Here is a 19,738-nt window from a genome sequence, read left to right as displayed (position 1 = left end):
AATTTATTTATCTTCTGATACTATTTTATAAATTGCGTCAGAAGATTTTCTTTTTTTCTCACGAATTGTGTAGTCTTTTGCATAGCCAATTGTTATTACAAGTCTAATTCTCGACTTAGTTCCAAGGTACTTTTGGAGTTTCTCTTCGTCGAACCAACCCATTATGCAAGTGGAGAGTCCAAGGCTTGTGGCTTGTGCTGTAAAGTAGGCTGCTGAGATTCCTATGTCAATGGACTTGTAGTCTTGATTCTTTACAGAGGAACCAAGTTTGGCAGATAGATTGTAATTTTCTTCTGTAATCACTGCAAAGGCATTGACGTCCTTGGCGAAGGAATTCATCTTGCCTAGTTGCAAGAGGTCTCTAACATTTTTGGCTTCGTCACCCTTTACAATATAATAAAAATAAGGTTGGGCATTACAAGCAGAAGGTGAAAGCTTCATGGCTTCAAGGCAGGCATCAAGCTTTTCAGCCTCAACTTCTCTGTCAGGGTCATAGGACCTGCAGGACTGTCTTACTTTTGCTAAGTCTATAAATTCTTTAAATTCCATTATTTCCTCCTAAAAATTCATCTAAGTCCCCATCAAAGAAGAAAAATTCGTCATCACGCATAAGGCAAGGGACACCAACCCTATTTTCTTCTACAATTTCATCAAAGGCATCTGAGAAGTCTCTTTCCTTTAAAAATTTCTTGAGACTTGCCATTGAAGAAGTTATGTCTACAATCTCACATTTAATATCCTTCTTTTTAATCTCTTCTATTGCCGGCGGACAATCTGGGCAAAGGCTTGAAACAAAAAGTGTTAACATATTTATTCCCTCCAAAAATTTATCTAGTGAATTATAAAAATCCTGGTCCAGTGATTTTTTTCTCTTAGGTATATTAGAAAAAATATTTCGATCTCTCATCTTCTTGTTGAAGTGGCGGCTGGCAAGCAGGACCATAATGTTGTCATCGTTTACAAAGTCACCTTGAAAGTCTAGGACCCTGGCTCCCTTGGATAGACCAAGAGAAGCAAGCCCCCTGTCGTTAGTTATGACAAGGTCACCCTGCCTTGCCTGGTTGGCGATGTAAATATCGGCAGCTTCCTTTGTGACATCAACATCAACCACTTGACCATAGGAAGGTGTGAAATCTTGGCTATAATTTTTCACAGTGATAAGTTTTGCTCCATATTTCTTTGAGAGGTCTTCAACTATTTTTCTAACTGGCGAACCGTCTGCATCTAATAATATTTTCATACTTATACTTTACCCAATAAGAATTTAATTTAGCATATTAATAAAAGTATTGAAATATTATATGGACCTAGTTTAGGAGGAAGAATGCTAACCTTAGAATTTGAGGACTATTACTTTACAACAGTTTACACTCCTAAGGCAGGAGATGGCCTAAAAAGACTAGCAGAAAGACAAGAATGGGACAAGTTCTATGCCAACTACTTAGCAGACTTAGATAAAAATAAGCCAGTAATAGCAACAGGAGATTTTAACCTTGTCCACAAGTAAATTGACCTGAAAAATCCAGAGACCAATAAAAGATAACCAGGATTTACAGACGAAGAAAAAGAAGGATTTAAAGACACCTTTAGACACGCTCATGGAGACGTAGAAGGAATGGGCTCAAAGAATAAAAACGTCTAGGATTAACAAGTCAGGCTAGAGGATTGACTACTTTTTATTAAGTGATAGGATTAAGGACCAACTAGTAGAATCAAAAATGCCAAACTCTGAAGATAGACAGGATCAAACTCCAATCCTATTAGAAATAGAAATTTAATAGCAAAAACAAACAATGATAAAAGTCAGATTAAAGAGATAAGTACATTTCAAAACTTATTTCTTTTTTTAAAGCCCTGACCAGTTGATAATTGTTATCACAAAATCCAGTGTTTAAGCCATTTGTAAAGGGTTATAAATATAATATATTGGAAGTATATCCAAATAAAAAAGAAAGAGGTAAGTACAATGAAAAAATTAAAAGGAACAAAAACAGCAAGTAACTTAATAACAGCTTTTGCAGGAGAATCTCAAGCAGTTCAAAGATACACTCTATCTCAAAAAATTGCTGACAAAGAAGGCTACAAACACATAGCAAAAGTTTTTGAAGAAACAGCTTTAAATGAAAGAGCTCACGCAAACGCACTTTATAAGTACTTAAAAGACGAATTTGAAAATGAAGCCATTGAACTAAACCCTGATTATACAGCTTTCCCAGTAGTTTATAAGGACACAAAACTTGCCCTTAAAGGAGCTATTGATGGTGAAAATGACGAAGCTGAAACTATGTATCCAGAATTTGCAAAAATTGCAAAAGAAGAAGGCTTTGACGACATAGCAAAATCATTTACAGAAATAGGCGAAGTAGAAGAACACCACAGAGACAGGTACAAAACTCTTCTAGATACTCTAGAAGCAGGAGAAATGTTTAAAAAAGACGAAGTAACAATTTGGAAATGCCTAAACTGCGGATATATTTACGAAGGTGAAGAAGCTCCTGTAGTATGTCCAGCATGTAAACACCCACAAGGCTTCTTTATGGCAGTAGGCCTAGTAAAATAAAACATTAGAAATGAAATATAAAAGTATAGAAACCTGACCTAGCATATAGGCCAGGTTTTTTTGTACGCTTTAGCACAAGCTGTGAAAATTGGTGCACGGGAAAGAAAGTTCAAAGCATGGAATTCTACCGGTAATAGCCACTTATGGGGTCACCACATAAGCCGGTGGTTTTTATTTACAAATATAGTTGTATAATAATATAAAGAATAACTATATGATGTCAACATTAAAATGAGTAAAAAATAAAAGACAATTAAATAAAAATAAGCATAACAAACAAGCCTAAATTAATTAGGCAAAGAAAATAATAAAGTTTTAATTCTGAGGAATAAATTTAGAATTAGTTTTTAAAAGCTTAAAAATAACTCTAATTAAAATAGCTTTATCTTTACCCTAGCTGCTATTAGAATTGTTCTTTAAAACATTAGTCAGTTTAGTAAGATGAGCATTAGCAATAATTTTCTAGAAGGAAATTGAGAAAGCAAGAGTAGACTTTTGAATAATAGGATAAACACAAGTCTGAAGCTCGGAAAAGATAATATCAACAATTCTGCAAAGAGAAATTTTAAAAGTAGCTAAATCTTCCTTCAATCTAGAACAATATCTAGTTAGTGACTTAAGCCCCATTAAATGATATTATAAACGTAAGTGGGCTTTAGCATCATTGGAAGAAAGCATATAAGCAGTTAACTTAGCATTGCTTTTATCAGTTTTAGTATTTCTAAGCCTATGATTATCATATAGTAAAAAAATAACACTAATTACTGTGTGTTCATTATACAAGGAGATTAACATGAAATATATTTACAGAATATTTGTATTCCTTACTGTTATACTCCTCCTTGGTGCCTTGGGACTTACCTTTATATTTGCGCCAAGAGGACAAAAATTAACTAATGAAAACAAAATTAATAATAAAGAAGAAGTTCAAGAGCCAGAGAAGATTTCCATTTTTAATGAGGAAGAAGACATTGTAAACATCCTATTAATTGGAATTGACTCAAGTGATGTGACTTATGAAGTTGATGAAAATTCTAAGAGGGCAGACACAATTATGGTTCTATCAATTGATCCCAAGTACGACAGGGTTAGACTTATATCCATCCCAAGAGATACATATTACAAGATAAAGGGATATGACAACTACAGGATGAACGCCGCCTACTCTCGTGGAGGAATTGACCTACAAGTTTCCAGTGTTGAGGACCTACTTGGTATAAAAATTTCCCACTATGTCACTGTTAACTACGAAGCAGTGGAAGAACTTGTTGATGCAATTGGTGGTGTAGAAGTTTACACACCAGAGTACAAGTACACTGACCCGTCAACTGTGCCACCACTAGAAATTGACTTCGAAGAGGGACTTCACCTCTTAGATGGTAAGGAGTCAGTAAAATATCTTAGGATAAGAAAAATTTACAAGGACCAAGACCTTGACAGGATCAAGGCCCAACAAGACTTTATCATGAAGATCTTCGACAAGATGAAGTCACCTAAGATGCTTCTTAAGCTTCCAAAATTAGTTTCCATTGCCAACAAGCACATTGAAACAGACATGAACTATGGACAGCTTTCCTATCTTGCCTACTATGGGGTAAGCCTTGACAAGGAAAACATTGATATGAAGACTCTTGTTGGTCACATGAAGAAGGGGTCTCCTCTTTATTATGTTGACAAGAAGGATGCAGTTTACCAAGCTTCTGAGCTAGAAAGACTTAGAAATAATCCTGATGACCAAGAAGAAGTAATTTACTATACAGAAGAAGAACTTGCCAATATGACTGATGCTGAGAGGGCAGAAGCTGAACAAAAGATGAGGGACAGAGAGTTAAGAGAAAGAATAAAGGAAGAGGGAATTCAAGAAAATTCTTCTAATGAAGACTCTAACTCTAATAGGACTTCAAATAATAGCAACTAAAGAGAACCCGAGAGGGTTCTTTTTTTATGGCTTTAGGTATTAATAAGTAAAATTCTTTATATTAATAATATCTTAGAAAGTATCAAAAAATTTAGGTTTATTAATTTATTGTAAAGTCATAAACAATTTATTCTATATAAATAATTTTAAAGTCGTAAAAATTTTTTGGTTATCAAATTATTGCCAAGTTACAAGCAATCTCTTCAATATAAATTATTAGAAAGATATAAAAAAATTTCTTCTTATAAAATAATTATCAACTAGGAAAAAATTCTTACTTCATAATAATTTGTAACTTTATAAAAAATCACGACCTCTTAATAATTTAAAAATAAAAAATCACCAGTCGCCTGGTGATTCATAACTTACTCTTAACTATTCAGCCAAAATTTTTATTATATTTTTTACGACTTCCTTGGACTTTTCCATTTGGTCAAGGCTCACAAGCTCGTAGCGACCGTGGTAGTTGTAACCACCTGTAAAGAGGTTAGGCGTAGGCAGTCCCATAAAGGAGAGCTTTGATCCGTCAGTTCCACCTCTCACTGGTCCAATCATTGGCTCAACACCAGACCTTTCAAAGGCAGCCTTTGCCAAGTCGATGATTTCCATGTGATCCTCAAGCTTTTCCCTCATGTTGTAGTATTGGTCCTTGATTTCAATTTTTATTCTGTCGTCGTATTTCTTATTTAAAAAGTCTGCAATATCTTGGAATAATTTCTTCCTGGCCTCAAACTTTTCCCTTGAGTGGTCCCTGATGATGTAGGACATAGATGTGGACTCAACAGAGCCTTCAATGTTAAGAAGAAGTGAGAAACCCTCGTAGCCTTCTGTGTATTCGGGCCTTTCATTGACAGGAAGCATTGAGTTAAATTCCATAGCAATGAGCTGAGAATTTACCATGGCATCTTTTGCTGAACCTGGATGAACATTCTTACCTTGAATTTTAACCTTGCAAGATGCTGCGTTAAAAGTTTCGTATTCAAGTTCGCCAAGTGGTCCACCGTCAACAGTAAAGGCAAAGTCTGCCCCAAAGTCCTTGACATTAAACTTGTCGGCCCCTCTGCCTATTTCTTCGTCTGGTGTAAATGCAATCCTAATGTCGCCATATTTTGCATCTTTATCATTAATAAGTTCTTCAACAGCAGAAATTATAATTGCAATTCCTGCCTTGTCGTCTGCACCTAAGAGTGTAGTTCCGTCAGTTGTTATAAGAGTTTGACCCTTTAAGTCCTTTAAAAAAGGAAAGTCTTTAAGACTTGTTGTGAAGTCGTCATTTAATTTGATGTCCTTGCCGTCGTAAGATTCAATAATTCTCGGCTTGACGTCTTTTCCAGTCATGTCGGGAGCAGTGTCCATGTGGGCAATAAATCCCACAGTCTTCTTTGCCTTGACTCTTCCAGGAATCTTGCCATAGACGTAGCCATTTTCATCAATCTCAGCATCAATACCAAGAGACTTTAACTCTTCCACTAAATAATTCCCAAGTTTTAACTGTCTTTCAGTTGATGGGCAAGTCTCTGATGCCTCATCACTAGTTGTCTCAAAAGACACATATTTTAAAAATCTATCTAACATTTTTGTCATAAAAACCTCCAATAAAAATATTTTATCACAGAAAAAAGCGACTTCAAAAGCCGCTTCCTATATAATATTAATCAAAATCCTTTTTTGAAATTCTGTCTTCCACAGAATAATCATTGTCCAAAATTTCAACATTGTACTCGCCATTAAACATTGGAGAGGACAAGATATAGTCGGCAGTAGTTGGAGATGTGGCAAGGGCAATGTTGTAAAGAGTTGATATCCTAAGAAGGGCCTTGACGTCTGGGTCGTGAGGTTGGGCTTCAAGAGGATCCCAAAAGAAGATCAAAATATCAATTTGCGAATCTGATATCTTGGCACCAAGTTGTTGGTCGCCACCTAAAGGTCCAGACACAAGCCTCTTGACGTCTAGTGAAGTCTCTTGTGATATAAGGGCAGCAGTTGTTCCCGTCCCAATGAAGTTGTGGCCTCTTAGTTTATCTTCATGCTTTCTTACCCAAGCAAGGAGGTCTTTCTTCTTGTGGTCGTGGGCAACAAGGGCAATAGTTTTTTTATTTTTAACTCTTATAGATTTAACTTCCATAAACACCTCTTTAAATAAAATCTTGACTAAGCAATTTCTTTAATATATAATATCAAAGATTGAAATCCTTGCATAGTTTTTTAATCTATGCCGAAGACCATAAGGAGGTGAAAGTATGAATAAATACGAAGCGGTGATTATGTTTTATCCTGAAGTGGAAGAAGAAAAAAGAAATGCTTCCTTCGAAAGACTTAAAAAAGTAATCGAAAAAGACGGAAAAATCAACAACGTTGATGAATGGGGAATGAAAAAACTAGCTTACGAAATCGACTACAAAAACGAAGCTTACTATATTTTCTATGAATTTGAAACTAAAGCAGAAGACATAGTAGAAATCAACAGAGTAGCGAAAATCATGGACCCAGTAATGAGACAAATGATTATCAAAGTTGAAGACTAAGGAGTTTTTATGAATAGTGTAAGTTTAATCGGAAGATTAGTGAGAGATCCCGAACTTCGTTATGCGCAAACTGGCACAGCAATGTGTCGTTTCACAGTTGCCGTTGATAGAAGAATGAGCAAGCAAAGAAGACAAGAGGCACAAGCAAACAATCAGCCAACAGCTGACTTTATATCTTGTACAGCCTTTGGAGCAACAGCTGAGCTTATAGCCAACTATCACAGAAAAGGCAGTCAAATTGGAATCGAAGGCAGAATCCAAACTGGATCTTATGAAAAAGAAGGAAGGACAATTTACACAACAGACGTTGTAGTAAATAACCTTACTTTTATTGGATCAAGCCAAGGTGGGGGACAAGCACAAGGCGGCTTTAACCAAAACCAAGGTGGATTTAATAATCAAAACAACTTCCAAAGCCAAGGTGGCTTCAGTCAACCAGGTGGTGGAAACCAAGGACCAGTAAACTCTGCTTACGAAAATGATTTTTCAAAGAATGATAACGATGACGATGGATTTTTCCCTGTTGATAATGACGATATTCCATTTTAAGGAGGGTAAAAATGCAAAGAAGATTTGGCAGAAGGAAAAAAGTAGATCCTTTTGAAAAAGATAAGACTAAGAAAATTGACTATAAAGATGTTGAAACACTAAGAAATTACATTTCTGACCGTGGCAAGATTCTTCCAAGAAGAATCACTGGCTTAAACGCTAAACATCAAAGAGAAATGACAGTAGCTATCAAGAGAGCAAGACAAATTGCACTTCTTCCATATAGCGCTGACTAATAAATCTTAAATTAACTGTTGGGTAAGGACCCAGCAGTTTTTTTGTGCAAATTTATTGTGAAGTTATTATAAGACTTAGACTTGTAAACTTTCACAGCTTTACACTTTTATCTTCTTTTTAAATTTTTTTAAGATATAATCATACTAAAGAGAATAATTAGGAAAATATTTTAAATTTAAAAAAGGAGGATTTTATGAAGAAGAAATTTATTTTGAGTGCGTCAATACTTGCTCTGGCTATCCCAAGTCTTGTAACTGCCAATACTAATATTAGGATTTGGATGAAGGGGGACATGATTAAGTCTGATGTGGCTCCTTATATCTATGAGGAGAGGACTATGGTGCCTCTTAGGGTGATTTCTGAAAATCTTGGCAAAGAGGTTCTCTGGGATGGAGCCAATAGGAGCGTGCAAATTAGCGATGGTTATGGTGGAGTTCTCTACCTAACAATTGATAAGAAGGAGATAAAAAATTTTTCTGCTGGGAATAGCAATACTATTAAACTAGATGTGGCTCCTAAGATCAAGGACGACAGGACTTTTGTTCCCCTAAGGGCTATCGCCGAAGCCTTTGGTGAAAGGGTTGACTGGGACAAGGATAAGAGGGTAGTTGTAATTGGTGATGGCTATGACTCTAAGAAGATAAAAGATGAAAAGAAAGATCTTCAAGAGAAGAAGGAAGTCTTGGACCCTCTTGGTCTTGACTACCTTTACAAGAAAGAAATGATGAATAAGTCTGACGAGGAGAAGGCTGTTTATGAAAAAAAGATGAGAGAAATGCCTTCAAAAGTTTTCAAGGGATACAAGAATGGTGAAGTTGAGGCTTGTCTTGCCTGGTTATCTTTTGCTAAAGCTGGAGAATTTTTTGGTCCTGAACTAAATAAAGATCCATATTTAAATCCTAGAAAGGATGGACTGGGAATAAGTGTAAGAGAAAGAGGCTCTTCTATGTCAAGTTTTGATGATTATGAAAAGGACGAGAAGTATAAAAGAGAAATCATGGGCGTAAATTCTGGTCCATCAATGGCTATGCTTGAGTATTTTGATTATTACTTGAATTTCGATGGGACTTTTAATTCTTTTAGGCTTCCTTCTCACTATCACGGCACTGGTCCTGAAATGCTAAAGGAAGTTAAGAATATTGTTGCACATCCTAAAAAGATAAAGTTTATAAAGGCTGATAAGGGTGAAGTTGAAAAACTTTTAAAGACTTTGAGAGATAGCGACAATTTTTATAAGTTAAAGAATCTTGCTTAAATTATAGGGACTAGCTTAGGCTAGTCTTTTTTTTATTTAAAGGCTTATAAAATTTTATTTTTTTAAATAACACATAGACAGCTGTCGATATGACTTGTATAATATTGATGGAGGTGGCTTATGTCAGATAAAAATGAGGATAAATATTTTGCCTATTCCAAGATGCTAAAGGTCTTGTGTGAGCCAAAGAGGCTTCAAATTATAGATCTTTTGTCTTGTAGGGAATTGTGTGCCTGTGAAATTTTGGAATATTTTCATATAAGTCAACCAACTTTATCAAGTCATATGAAGAAGTTGGAGGAAGCCGATTTTATAAAATCTAGGAGAGATGGAAAAAACATTTATTACAGGCTTAAGGAAGAGAGTTTCAAGGAGATAATAAATTTTATTGCTGATATTTCTACAAATACTGAAGATTGTATTTGTAAGATTGAGAATTAGTTTTATCTGAAGCTTAAGGAGGAAAGTGATGGAAGAAAAAAGAGAAGGTATTAATTTTTTTCAAAAATATCTGACCCTATGGGTCCTTATCTGCATGGGAGTGGGAGTTTTTTTGGGGAAAGTTTTTCCACAAATGACAAGTTTTGTATCTGGATTACAAATTGAGGGGATTTCTGTTCCCATAGCGATTCTTATTTGGATAATGATTTATCCCATGATGATAAAAATAGATTTTGAAAGTATAAAGGAAGTTGGCAAGAACCCCAAGGGTCTTTTTGTCACATGGATTACAAATTGGCTTATAAAACCCTTTACTATGTTTGGGATTTCCTACTTATTCTTCTTTATAATTTTTAAAAATTTGATTCCAGAAGACCTTGCCAAGGATTATCTAGCTGGTGCTGTTTTGCTTGGGGCAGCACCTTGTACTGCCATGGTATTTGTCTGGAGCAGCTTAACTAAGGGAGACCCAGCCTACACTCTTGTTCAAGTTGCCACAAATGATTTGATTATACTTGTGGCCTTTATCCCAATAGTGAAGTTTCTCTTGGGAGTCTCAAAAGTTCTTGTTCCCTATAAAACTTTATTTGTAAGTGTCTTGCTTTTTGTGGCAGTTCCTTTACTTGCAGGTGTGATTACAAGGAAGTATCTTGTAGGCAAGAGGGGTAGTGACTATTTTGAGAAAGAATTTGTAAATAAGTTTGATGGTATAACAACTCTTGGTTTACTTTTAACTCTTATCCTCATCTTTAGTTCACAAGCAAATGCTATTGTCGAGAACCCACTTCACATTGTTTTAATAGGAATTCCCTTAATTTTGCAGACAATTTTAATCTTTTCTATAGCCTACATGGCTTGTAAGGTCTTGGGACTTCCCTTTAAAATAGCGGCACCTGCTGGACTTATTGGTGCTTCAAACTTTTTTGAACTAGCTCTTGCAGTTGCTGTTGCCCTATTTGGTGTCGGCTCAGCTGCATCCCTTGCATGCACTGTTGGTGTATTGACAGAAGTTCCTGTAATGTTATTTTTGGTAAATGTGGCGAATAAGACTAAGGGAAAATTTGCCTGAGCTTATGAGATGAATAAGTCTAAATTTGTGGAGGAAGATAAAATGAAAAAAGTAAAAGTTGCCTTTATTTGTGTTCACAATTCTTGCAGGAGTCAAATTGCTGAGGCCTTGGCTAAGCTGTTGGCAGGAGATGTTTTTGAATCTTATTCTGCAGGTACAGAAACTAAAGACAAGATAAATGAAGATTCTGTAAGGCTGATGAAAGAAATTTATAATATTGATATGGAGAAGAGTCAAGAACCCAAGACCCTTGATAAACTCCCTCCTATTGATATAGCTATTACAATGGGCTGCGAAGTTTATTGTCCTTATTTGGAAGCAAAATATAAGGAAGATTGGGGTCTAGATGATCCTTCTGGCAAAAGCGACAAAGAATTTAAAGAAGTTATAGAAAAAATAGAAGAGAAGATAAAAAATTTAAGAAAAGATCTCTTAGAGGGGAATTTAAGCTTTTAATGAGAAGGGCTAGCATATAAGCTAGCCTTTTTTAATTAGATTTTTTAAAGAGAAATAGAGGATGTAGCCTGATATAAATCCCAAGGCCTGCCTATCCCAGAAGTCTGAAGTATAAGTTTTTATTATAAATATTTCAAAGAGGACTAAGATAAGACCCATCCCATAAAAATATTTTCTAGTGGCAAGATTTGACTTCTCTAGCTTGTATGCAAATAGAAATTCTAAACTTATGTAAGTTATTGACCTTATAAAGAATATAAAATTCATATTATCACCATCTTAATGATAACAAGGCCTTGTAAATTTCTTGTAAAATTAAAAAAAATAAGGGACCAAGCGAGTCCCTCATTTCTATTATTTAATTAAAGAAATTATCTAAAATACTAGATAAAGTATTGGCATTGAAATTAGAATACTTAAAATAACTCTTTCAATCCAGATGATAATATAATCTGAGAATTTTAGAGGTATTTCAGTTCCCATCATAACAGGGATTGATGCTGAGAAGAATAGGATTTCTGATACAGAAACTATTGCTACTAGCATTTTTGTTATTAGGCCAAGGCCAGCTTCTGCTACAAGTGGTGCCGGAAGAAGCATTTCTGCAATACTCATTCCCAGTGCTTGTGCAACCATAAGTGGTTCTTCTACCTTTGTGATAAGTGTGAATGGATAGAAGATGTAGCCTATGATATCAAAGATTGGAGTGTACTCTGCAAGTAAAAGTCCAATCATACCAACGCCTAGTAGGGATGGGGCAATGTTAAGTGCCATTTTAAAACCATCGATAAAGTTGTCTTTTATAACTTTTCCTAGGGAGTCAGCATTTTTGTAGGCTTCCATACCTGTGTTAAGTGCATCTGAGAAAGTAACTTTCTTCTTTGCTTCTGGTATATATTCTTTCCCAGAATAATATTCTTGTGGCTTCTTGCTTAGTGGGAAGATTCTTGCTGTGATTGCTGTTACTAAGAAAGTAACAAAAAGTGTAATCCAGAAGTAAGCTAGCCAGTAGTCCATAAGGTCAAGAGTTTTTGCTACGATAATCATAAATGTAGCAGAAACTGTTGAGAAACCTGTTGCTATAATTGATGCTTCCTTCTTAGTGTAAGTGTCTTCCATATAAACCCTGTTTGTAATTAAAAGTGCTAATGAATAAGATCCAACAAAGGATGCAACAGCGTCAACTGCTGATCTACCAGGTGTCTTAAATACTGGTCTCATTACTGGTTCCATGAAGACTCCAATAAATTCCATAAGTCCAAAGCCTGTCAAAAAGGCAAGGAAGACTGATCCAATTGGCACAATTGTTGTTACTGAAACCATGATTCCGTTCCAAATAAGTGGTAGCATATCGCCGTCAAAAATCCTAGCGGGTCCCTTTTTTGTTACGAACATAAATAAGAATACAAGGGCAGCTAATTTTAATACGAAGAAAACCATGTGAAGTTTACTTTTTTGCCAAGATTTTGATTTTATAGCGTAAGCTATACCAGCTACAACCATAAATACACCAAAGATTAGGTTATAATTTGGGATTTTCTTAACAAAACTTGTCAAGTGGTCAATGGGGATGGTGTTAGCATCTCCAATTTGTACAGGTACGAAGAACATGAATATGCCAAAGAGTGCGTATAATACGAACATTAAGATGTCCTTCGAGTTAAACTTTTTACTTTCCATTATTATTCCTCCTTTAAAAACAATAAAAGTTCATCAAACGACTAGCCTTTCGGTTTATTATATCACAGTATTATCTGAGTGAGAGAAAACTTTTTCCTTTTTTAACACTCTTTGTTTGTAACGCTTTATCAAAGTATAAAGATTTTTTTGTTTGACTATATACAAATTTTATCTGTTGACTTGAATTCAACAATAAAAAAAGACGAGTAAGCCAGAGGCAAATCCATTTTAGAGTTTTGCTCTTAGTTCACTCGTCTTTTATATTTTTATTTGAAATCAACTTCTATTACATTGTCAGAGTTTGCTTCTTCAGTCTTATAGTAGTCGTAGATGTCTCTTCCAAATCTTGTAATTTTTAAATCCTTAAATTCATCTTCTATGATTCCAAGGTCCATTAGTATATTTATTAGAGAAAGCTCGAAGTCTTTAAATTTAAATTCATATATTCTTACAAGCTTGCCTTCGCTTAAGTCCTTTATAAGATTTATGACAAAGTCCTTGTACTTTTCATAATCCTTGCCAAAGGAATCTTTCAAAAAGTCCTTATTAGTTAGGGCTTCAACCCAAATTGCAAGTTTAGTAACTTCGTCAAAGGCTAGATAATCTTCGGCTATGTCTGTAATATAAATGTCCTGTCTTCCATATTCTTTTTGATCTATATGGATAAGATGTTTCTTCTTTAAAAAATTGAAGTAGAGTTCTATTAGTGGGAAGTGCTTGTTCTTGTAAGTCATCACTTCTCTTGTTGGTCTAAGATTTATTGACTCAGCAAAGTCTCTTAGCATGGCAGGAGAGAGATCGCCAGACTTTAGGACACCAACATAATTCATGTCCAAAAACTCAATAAAGAAGTCAAAGTATTCTATAAAATCATTAGCCTCAAGGTCTTCTTCATTTGCCATTAAGATTTCCAAAACCTTGTCTTCGTAAAAGAATCCAGCTTGGCTCTTTTTTAAGAGGTCAAGATAATTAAAAATATTTTTTTGAATTTCTCCAAGCTCACTTATTATCTTGCCAACATCTCTTCCAAGCCCTGCAAGTTTGGAGTAAAAAGTAATTAAATAGTCAAGAGACATCACTAGCTCATCCTTACTTAAAAATTCGCCAGCTTCTGATAAGCTTTTGAAAATTTCCTTGTAGTCAAGCTTGTAGTCGTCAAATCTCTTGTTTTTATCAGCAAGGACCTTAAAGTAAATTTTTGAGAATAGTCTTACTATGAAGCCCATAATGGCTTCGTCCTTGGCTCCAGGAAGTATTTTTTTGTAAAGGTCTAAGTTTTGTGCAATCTCTAAGTCCTCTGGATCGAAAGTGCTTAGGAGCTCTGCAAATTCAGAGAAGTCATAGTCATCAAAGTCTTCTGATTCTTCTCTTGGGTTTTCAAAAGTTACCTCGTAGACTGTCAAGAGGTTTAAGAGGTCAGACTTTAGAAAGTCCTTATTTAATTCAAGGGGTCCAAACTCCTGTCTCATGTGGTTGATTAAACTATCCACATTGTTTTTATAAGTTAATAAATCCTTGTTAGAAATCATTTGAAGAACTTGGAGGACCATTTTCCTTTCATCTTTACCAAAGACCCTTATTAGGCCCTTGCTTGCAGAAGAGTATTCGATGGAGTCGTCTAGTTCAACTTCTATATATTCATCTAAGAGACAGTCATAAAAGAGATAGTATCCATCTTTTTTTTCTATCTTGAAGAGGGAAACATAGGAATCTCTTAAAAGTTCTTCCATCTTTTCTATCATAGGTTCTTCAAGGTCTAGTGAAGTCAAAATATTTCTCAAGACATCCTTAGAATAATAATAAAAGTCCTTGAAGTCCAAGAGGATAAAAGCAGATATGTTATCTTGGGGTCTTTTCATTAGATAGGGATTTTCTCTTAATAAATCAAATTCCTCTTTTTTAATAAAATTTTCAAAACCTATTGTTGATTGGTATATTACTTTTTTACCTATTTCATAAATTTCTTTTTTGTCATCTTTCATTATTTCACCCTTATGTTTTCTATTTCTTCATTAAGTTGGTCCATGTATTTTAAAATATATTCAATGTGGTAGTTGTAGACCCTGTCTTCCACACCTAAGTCTTGTGTGGGCTCTTCTTTAAGGTCATATCTTTTTAGGGCTTCTTGGGAGACCTCCTGGCTAAATTTGTGGATATCCATATTCTCCACCACTTCAAGCCTAACTGATATGCTTTCTATGAGTGACATAATTTTTTTCTCGCGAGAGATTTTATTGTACTTGTATTGGAAGGGAGTGTCTGCCTCCTTCTCCAAAAGTTTGTAGAGTTTTGTGGTACTTGCTAGATTTTTATTAAATTCACTTAAGTCCACCTTTTCGCCTGAAAGGACTTGCCTTAGGACTAAGTTGCTAGATCTGTAGCAGCTCCTGGCAGATCTTATAAAATCTTCCCAAACATTGGGCGATGAAATAAAATAATTTACCAAGACGCCAACAAAAATACCAATAAGGGTACCAATGATACGGTTTGTTGCGTAGTAAAATTTATCTGAGTCGGAGCAAAAACTTGCTACAAAGACTATGCAAGAAAGCTGGGTCATGTCCTTCATCTTAAAAACTACTAAGATGTAAATTGTAAGGAGGATGCCAAGGCCTGCTATTAGGGGCTCCAGGTATTCTTTAACAGATATTTTAGAAAAGAGGTATCCCACCATTACTCCAAAGACACAGGTGAAGATCCTCTTCTTAAAGTCTTGGAGTGATTCAGACATTGAGGGTTTCATTGTTGAGACTGCAGCTATGGATACAAATATTGCTGAGTCTAGGTCCAAGAGGTAGGAGATGTAGAGGCCAATGACAACTGCAAGGGCTGTCTTAAGGGTACGCATCCCAATCCTATACTTATAGTCTATTTTATTTTTTATTGCCATAAGATCACAACCTTAAAAAATCAAAATTATTTTTTGCTTTATTCATGCTAATTATATCAAGAATAGTTTTAATTGTACATTTCACGAGTTTATGATGTTAATTAAATAAAATGATATATTTGTAAATTTTTGGGTAAATATTAAGCAAAGAAAAAGGAGAGTGACATTTATGTTATTGAACTTTGTTGGAAAAAACATTGAACTTACAGAATCTTTGAAGGAAATTGCAGAAAAAAAATTCTCCAGGTTAGATAAATATTTTTCTGAAGAAGTTGAAACAAGGCTTGTTTTCTCTACAATAAAAGATGAACAAACTGTTGAAGCTACAATATTTTTACCAAAGACAATTATTAGGGCAGAAGAAACTACAGACGACATGTACTCTTCAATGGACAACGCTGTGGATGCACTTGCTAGACAAATTAGAAAACACAAGACTAAATTAAAGAGAAGATATCAAAACAACGAAACAATTAGGTTTGACGAACTTTTTGATAAAGAACCACCAAAGGAAGAAGCAGAACACAAGATTGTAAAGAGAAAGAACTTCGAACTTAACCCAATGGATGAAGAAGAAGCAATCCTACAAATGGATCTTCTAAATCACAATTTCTTCGTTTTCTTAGACGCGGATACTGATGGAGTTTCTATTGTTTACAAGAGAAAAGATGGAAACTACGGTAAAATTGAAGTTTAATATTAATAATATAAAATGTGAGGGCGCTTAGGCGTCCTTTTTTCTTGTCCTTTTAAAATAGAATCTAGAAAATATTCTCCAAATAAAATTAAAGACCTCTTGCTTTAAAAAAATTAAAAAATTTTTTACTTACTATTTATATTTCATTTACAATCCTCTGTTAGATTATAAGTAATAAATCTTAGGAGGAAAGTATGAACAAATTAAAAAAAGCTTTGTCAATTTCACTTGCCCTAGTGACTTTGGCGCCTTCTCTTGTATTTGCCCAAGAGAAAGATTTTGGTAGTGCAAAAAATGTAATTGTGATGATACCAGATGGGATGAGTGTAGAAGCACTTACAACTGCAAGATGGATGACTAAGGACAAGAAGTTTGTAATGGACGACATGGCAACAGGCCTTGTTAGGACTAACAACGCCAACACACCTATGGCCGACTCTGCTCCAGCAGCAACAGCCATGGCAACTGGCATAAAGACAGAATCTCCTTTTGTTGGTTCTTATCCATCTAAAGACGGCATGCCAGGATTTTCTAACTTTGACAAGGAAAGGGCTAAACAACCCATAGCCAACGTCCTTGAAGGTGCAAAGAGAAGTGGAAGATCCACTGGTATTGTGTCCACATCAAATATCCAACACGCAACTCCAGCTGACTTTTCTGCCCACAATCCTGACAGAAATAACTATGAAGACCTTGGCGAACAACAAGTTTACCAAGACATGGACCTTGTCCTAGGTGCTGGTAGCACTTATTTAAGTAAAGAAACTAGAAAGGACAAGGAAGATCTTATTTCTGAAATAAAGACAAGGGGTTACGATTATGTGACTACTAAGGAAGGTCTAGAAGGATCAAAGGGCAACAAACTTTGGGGACTTTTTGAAGACAAGTCCTTCCCTTATGAAATAGATAGGGACAAGACTACCAAACCTTCACTTGCAGAAATGACTGACAAGGCTCTAGAAGTTTTATCAACAAATGACAAGGGATTTTTCCTAATGGTTGAAGGTTCTGAAGTTGACTGGGCTGCTCATGCCAATGACCCAGTAGCTCTTATACACGAAATCAAAGCCTTTGATGATGCAGTAAAAGTTGCAAAAGACTTTGCTGATGAAAAGGGGGACACAGTAATTTTAATTGCTGCTGACCATGGAACTGGTGGGATAACTTTTGGTCACAGAAACATTTCCAAGGGTTATGACAAGGCTCCTCTTGATGAATTTACAAAAATAATTTCATCTGCAAAAATTTCTGTGACAAAGGCTGCTGAAGAAGTGAAGGAAGACAAGTCCAATGTGGGAGAAGTAATGGAAAAGCACTTTGGCATAAAGAACCTTACAGAAGAAGAGTTAAATCTTATTAAGACTGAAAAGGACACAGGTTCAGCAATGGGAAGAGTTATCTCAGCAAGAAGTCACATTGCTTGGACAACTGGAGGTCACGTTGGTGGAGATGTAGGACTTTATTCTTACTCAACTACCAAGGATGCTAAGAGACTAATTGGAACAGTTCACAATTATGAAATTGGAAGATACGTGGAAGATGTCCTTGACATTGATCTTGATAAGTTGACAGAAGAACTTTACCAACCTATAAGAAGAGGCTTTGAAGAAAAGGGAGCCAAGGTTGAATTTAAGGTAAAGGGACCAAATGATTATGAAGCTATAGTTACTAAGGGATCTGATAAGATTATCTTCCCTGTTTCAAAGAACTACGCTATAAAAAATGGTGAAAAAGTTGAACTTGGTGGACTTACAATTTATTCCACAAGAGCTGTATATGTTCCACAAACAGCCTTTGATCTTGTAAAATAAATTTCTTAAATTCTTATTCATAAAATAATAAAAATAAATCCTCAAAAAAAAGACCTGCAGTTTTAATTTCTGCAGGTCTTTAACATTTGATTTTAAATTAAATTTATTCTAGATTTGTAGTTTCAATTCTAGTTTTATTCTTCTTACCAGTCTTAACAACAAAGATTGCGTAAGCAATAGCTAGGACTCCAGCTGCTGGATAGGCAATAGTAAATGGCAAGCGAAGTCCAAGTTTTTTCTCACTTATAATAAATGCGAAAACTATAAATGTGTAGAAGATTCCTGGTATCAAAGTTATTAAATAATTTTTGTTAGTGTTGATTAGATAAATTGTGGCAACTGCTAGGGCAAAGATTGCTACAAATTGGTTTGTGAATCCAAAGTATCTCCAAAGCATGTTAAATCCATTTGGGTTTGACTTAGCGAAGAAGAGGATTGCTATTGCAGGTATAAATAAAACTGCTGCAAGACCAGCTCTCTTTGCGCCAGATCTTTGGTCAATGTTTAATTCTTCAGAGATTATTAGTCTTAGAGACCTAAAGGCAGTGTCACCAGAAGTGATAGGTAGTGCTATTACTCCAAGAACTGCAAGTAATCCTCCAATGTCTCCCATAAAGTATTTTGAAATTTCTCCAACCATTAGGGTTCCAGCTGTATCAAGTGGAGCTCTTCCTGTTGAGAAGATTACCATGGCACCAGCTGCCCAAACCATTGCGATAAAACCTTCTGCAATCATAGTTGAGTAGAAAGTTGTCTTAGCTTCTGCTTCTGACTTAACAGTTCTTGACACAAGAGTAACTTGTGAACCGTGGAATCCTGATAGGATACCACATGCAACTGTTATAAAGAAGGATGGGATAAATCTTTGACCAAGTGGGTGTTCTGCAAGTAGACCGTAATTTGCAAAAGAAAGGTCTCCAGAACCCTTAACAAAGATTCCAATAAATACTCCAATGGCAGAGATAATTAAGAAGGCACCAAATAGTGGATATATTCTTCCAATTAGCTTGTCAATAGGAAGTACAGTTGAAAGGATGTAGTAGGCAAAGATCACTGCGTAGATAATCCAAATAACATTAGAATCTACACCAACCTTTAAGACGTCGTTGGCAATTAAGTCTCCAGGTGTGTAAACGAAAACTACACCAGTTAAGAGAAGTAGGATGGCAATAACGATATTATAAAATTTACGAACGCCGTCGCCAATATACTTACCAACAAGTTTTGGCACTTGAGACCCGCCATTTCTCATAGAGATGAAGCCTGTCATGTAATCGTGGACTGCACCTGCGAAGACACAACCTAATGGGATTGCCAAGAAGGCAATGGGTCCAAATAAAATACCTTGGATAGGTCCAAGTATAGGGCCAGTTCCTGCAATGTTAAGTAGGTTGATAAGCCAGTTCTTCTTTTCGCTCATCACTACATAGTCAACTCCGTCAGCTTTTGATACTGCTGGAGTAGGTCTATCGTCTGGTTGAAGTTGCTTTTCTACATATTTTGAGTAGAAAAAACCTCCAACAAATAAAATAATAATTCCGATAATAAATAGTAACATAAATTCCTCCCCTTACTTTTATTATTTCCTATAAGATTATAGGCTAAGACTGGCTCAATTACAAGAAAGTTGATGTTTGACATGGACTTATT

20 protein-coding genes and 1 pseudogene are annotated in these 19,738 nt (G+C 35.4%); 12 read left to right on the top strand and 9 right to left on the bottom strand.

What is annotated here, in order from left to right; all coding sequences use genetic code 11:
- Positions 1-3 precede the first annotated feature (3 nt).
- Positions 4-549, bottom strand: coding sequence for a nitroreductase family protein (locus I6I93_RS04585; RefSeq protein WP_112889608.1), 546 nt, complete (start codon positions 547-549; stop codon positions 4-6).
- On the bottom strand, positions 539-1,240 hold the full coding sequence (locus I6I93_RS04580) for a DUF188 domain-containing protein (RefSeq protein ID WP_112889607.1): 702 nt from the start codon (positions 1,238-1,240) through the stop codon (positions 539-541). Before I6I93_RS04580 ends, I6I93_RS04585 begins: the two co-directional genes overlap by 11 nt.
- A gap of 78 nt (positions 1,241-1,318) precedes the next feature.
- Between I6I93_RS04580 and I6I93_RS09210 the strand changes: the two are divergent.
- The 3 genes and pseudogenes from I6I93_RS09210 to I6I93_RS04565 form a co-directional block, all read left to right on the top strand.
- A pseudogene (locus tag I6I93_RS09210) lies at positions 1,319-1,778 on the top strand (exodeoxyribonuclease III); the annotation flags it as partial.
- A 188-nt stretch (positions 1,779-1,966) separates the two neighbouring features.
- Entirely contained in the window at positions 1,967-2,560 is a 594-nt protein-coding gene (rbr, locus tag I6I93_RS04570) for a rubrerythrin (RefSeq protein ID WP_112889605.1), read from the top strand.
- Positions 2,561-3,353: 793 nt separating this feature from the next.
- Positions 3,354-4,478, top strand: coding sequence for an LCP family protein (locus I6I93_RS04565; protein ID WP_112889604.1), 1,125 nt, complete (start codon positions 3,354-3,356; stop codon positions 4,476-4,478).
- A 375-nt stretch (positions 4,479-4,853) separates the two neighbouring features.
- On the opposite strand, the gene pepT is transcribed toward I6I93_RS04565, so the two are convergent.
- Positions 4,854-6,062, bottom strand: a complete 1,209-nt coding sequence (gene pepT, locus I6I93_RS04560) for a peptidase T (RefSeq protein ID WP_112889603.1) — start codon at positions 6,060-6,062, stop codon at positions 4,854-4,856.
- Positions 6,063-6,129: 67 nt separating this feature from the next.
- Positions 6,130-6,603, bottom strand: a complete 474-nt coding sequence (locus I6I93_RS04555; protein WP_112889602.1) for a methylglyoxal synthase — start codon at positions 6,601-6,603, stop codon at positions 6,130-6,132.
- 115 nt (positions 6,604-6,718) lie between these two features.
- On the opposite strand from I6I93_RS04555, the gene rpsF reads away from it, so the two are divergent.
- From rpsF to I6I93_RS04520, 7 genes are all read left to right on the top strand, one after another.
- Positions 6,719-7,003 carry a 30S ribosomal protein S6 gene (rpsF, locus tag I6I93_RS04550; protein ID WP_070700069.1) on the top strand — a complete coding sequence of 95 codons (285 nt, stop codon included), beginning with the start codon at positions 6,719-6,721 and terminating at the stop codon, positions 7,001-7,003.
- A gap of 9 nt (positions 7,004-7,012) precedes the next feature.
- Positions 7,013-7,552 (top strand): single-stranded DNA-binding protein, encoded by a 540-nt coding sequence (locus tag I6I93_RS04545; RefSeq protein ID WP_070700068.1) that lies wholly within the window; start codon positions 7,013-7,015, stop codon positions 7,550-7,552.
- 11 nt (positions 7,553-7,563) lie between these two features.
- The gene (rpsR, locus tag I6I93_RS04540; protein WP_005957053.1) at positions 7,564-7,788 is read left to right on the top strand and encodes a 30S ribosomal protein S18; all 225 of its coding nucleotides are present in this window, start codon (positions 7,564-7,566) and stop codon (positions 7,786-7,788) included.
- 194 nt (positions 7,789-7,982) lie between these two features.
- Positions 7,983-9,044 (top strand): copper amine oxidase N-terminal domain-containing protein, encoded by a 1,062-nt coding sequence (locus I6I93_RS04535; RefSeq protein ID WP_112889601.1) that lies wholly within the window; start codon positions 7,983-7,985, stop codon positions 9,042-9,044.
- Positions 9,045-9,164: 120 nt separating this feature from the next.
- On the top strand, positions 9,165-9,485 hold the full coding sequence (locus I6I93_RS04530; protein ID WP_144019617.1) for an ArsR/SmtB family transcription factor: 321 nt from the start codon (positions 9,165-9,167) through the stop codon (positions 9,483-9,485).
- A 28-nt stretch (positions 9,486-9,513) separates the two neighbouring features.
- Entirely contained in the window at positions 9,514-10,554 is a 1,041-nt protein-coding gene (arsB, locus tag I6I93_RS04525) for an ACR3 family arsenite efflux transporter (protein WP_172605453.1), read from the top strand.
- A gap of 42 nt (positions 10,555-10,596) precedes the next feature.
- On the top strand, positions 10,597-11,010 hold the full coding sequence (locus I6I93_RS04520) for an arsenate reductase ArsC (protein WP_112889599.1): 414 nt from the start codon (positions 10,597-10,599) through the stop codon (positions 11,008-11,010).
- Between the two features lie 21 nt (positions 11,011-11,031).
- Here I6I93_RS04520 and I6I93_RS04515 read toward each other — a convergent pair whose 3' ends face one another.
- From I6I93_RS04515 to I6I93_RS04500, 4 genes are all read right to left on the bottom strand, one after another.
- Positions 11,032-11,277, bottom strand: coding sequence for a hypothetical protein (locus I6I93_RS04515; RefSeq protein WP_112889598.1), 246 nt, complete (start codon positions 11,275-11,277; stop codon positions 11,032-11,034).
- Positions 11,278-11,385: 108 nt separating this feature from the next.
- The gene (locus I6I93_RS04510) at positions 11,386-12,690 is read right to left on the bottom strand and encodes a YjiH family protein (RefSeq protein ID WP_112889597.1); all 1,305 of its coding nucleotides are present in this window, start codon (positions 12,688-12,690) and stop codon (positions 11,386-11,388) included.
- A 266-nt stretch (positions 12,691-12,956) separates the two neighbouring features.
- Complete coding sequence (locus tag I6I93_RS04505; RefSeq protein WP_112889596.1) at positions 12,957-14,672, bottom strand: hypothetical protein; 1,716 nt, start codon at positions 14,670-14,672, stop codon at positions 12,957-12,959.
- Complete coding sequence (locus tag I6I93_RS04500; RefSeq protein WP_112889595.1) at positions 14,672-15,580, bottom strand: FUSC family protein; 909 nt, start codon at positions 15,578-15,580, stop codon at positions 14,672-14,674. Before I6I93_RS04500 ends, I6I93_RS04505 begins: the two co-directional genes overlap by 1 nt.
- Positions 15,581-15,749: 169 nt before the next feature.
- Here I6I93_RS04500 and hpf point away from each other — a divergent pair, with 169 nt between their 5' ends.
- Together hpf and I6I93_RS04490 are read left to right on the top strand one after the other, a co-directional pair.
- On the top strand, positions 15,750-16,277 hold the full coding sequence (gene hpf / locus I6I93_RS04495) for a ribosome hibernation-promoting factor, HPF/YfiA family (RefSeq protein ID WP_112889594.1): 528 nt from the start codon (positions 15,750-15,752) through the stop codon (positions 16,275-16,277).
- A gap of 194 nt (positions 16,278-16,471) precedes the next feature.
- Positions 16,472-18,088 (top strand): alkaline phosphatase, encoded by a 1,617-nt coding sequence (locus I6I93_RS04490; protein ID WP_112889593.1) that lies wholly within the window; start codon positions 16,472-16,474, stop codon positions 18,086-18,088.
- A 103-nt stretch (positions 18,089-18,191) separates the two neighbouring features.
- Here I6I93_RS04490 and I6I93_RS04485 read toward each other — a convergent pair whose 3' ends face one another.
- On the bottom strand, positions 18,192-19,646 hold the full coding sequence (locus I6I93_RS04485) for a carbon starvation CstA family protein (protein ID WP_112889592.1): 1,455 nt from the start codon (positions 19,644-19,646) through the stop codon (positions 18,192-18,194).
- Positions 19,647-19,738 lie beyond the last annotated feature (92 nt).

Origin of the sequence: Peptoniphilus harei (assembly GCF_016726485.1) — a bacterium.
GTDB classification, from domain to species: Bacteria; Bacillota; Clostridia; order Tissierellales; family Peptoniphilaceae; genus Peptoniphilus_A; species Peptoniphilus_A harei.
The sequence above is the reverse complement of the archived record's forward strand: the minus strand, read 5'-3'. Positions and strand labels throughout refer to the sequence as shown.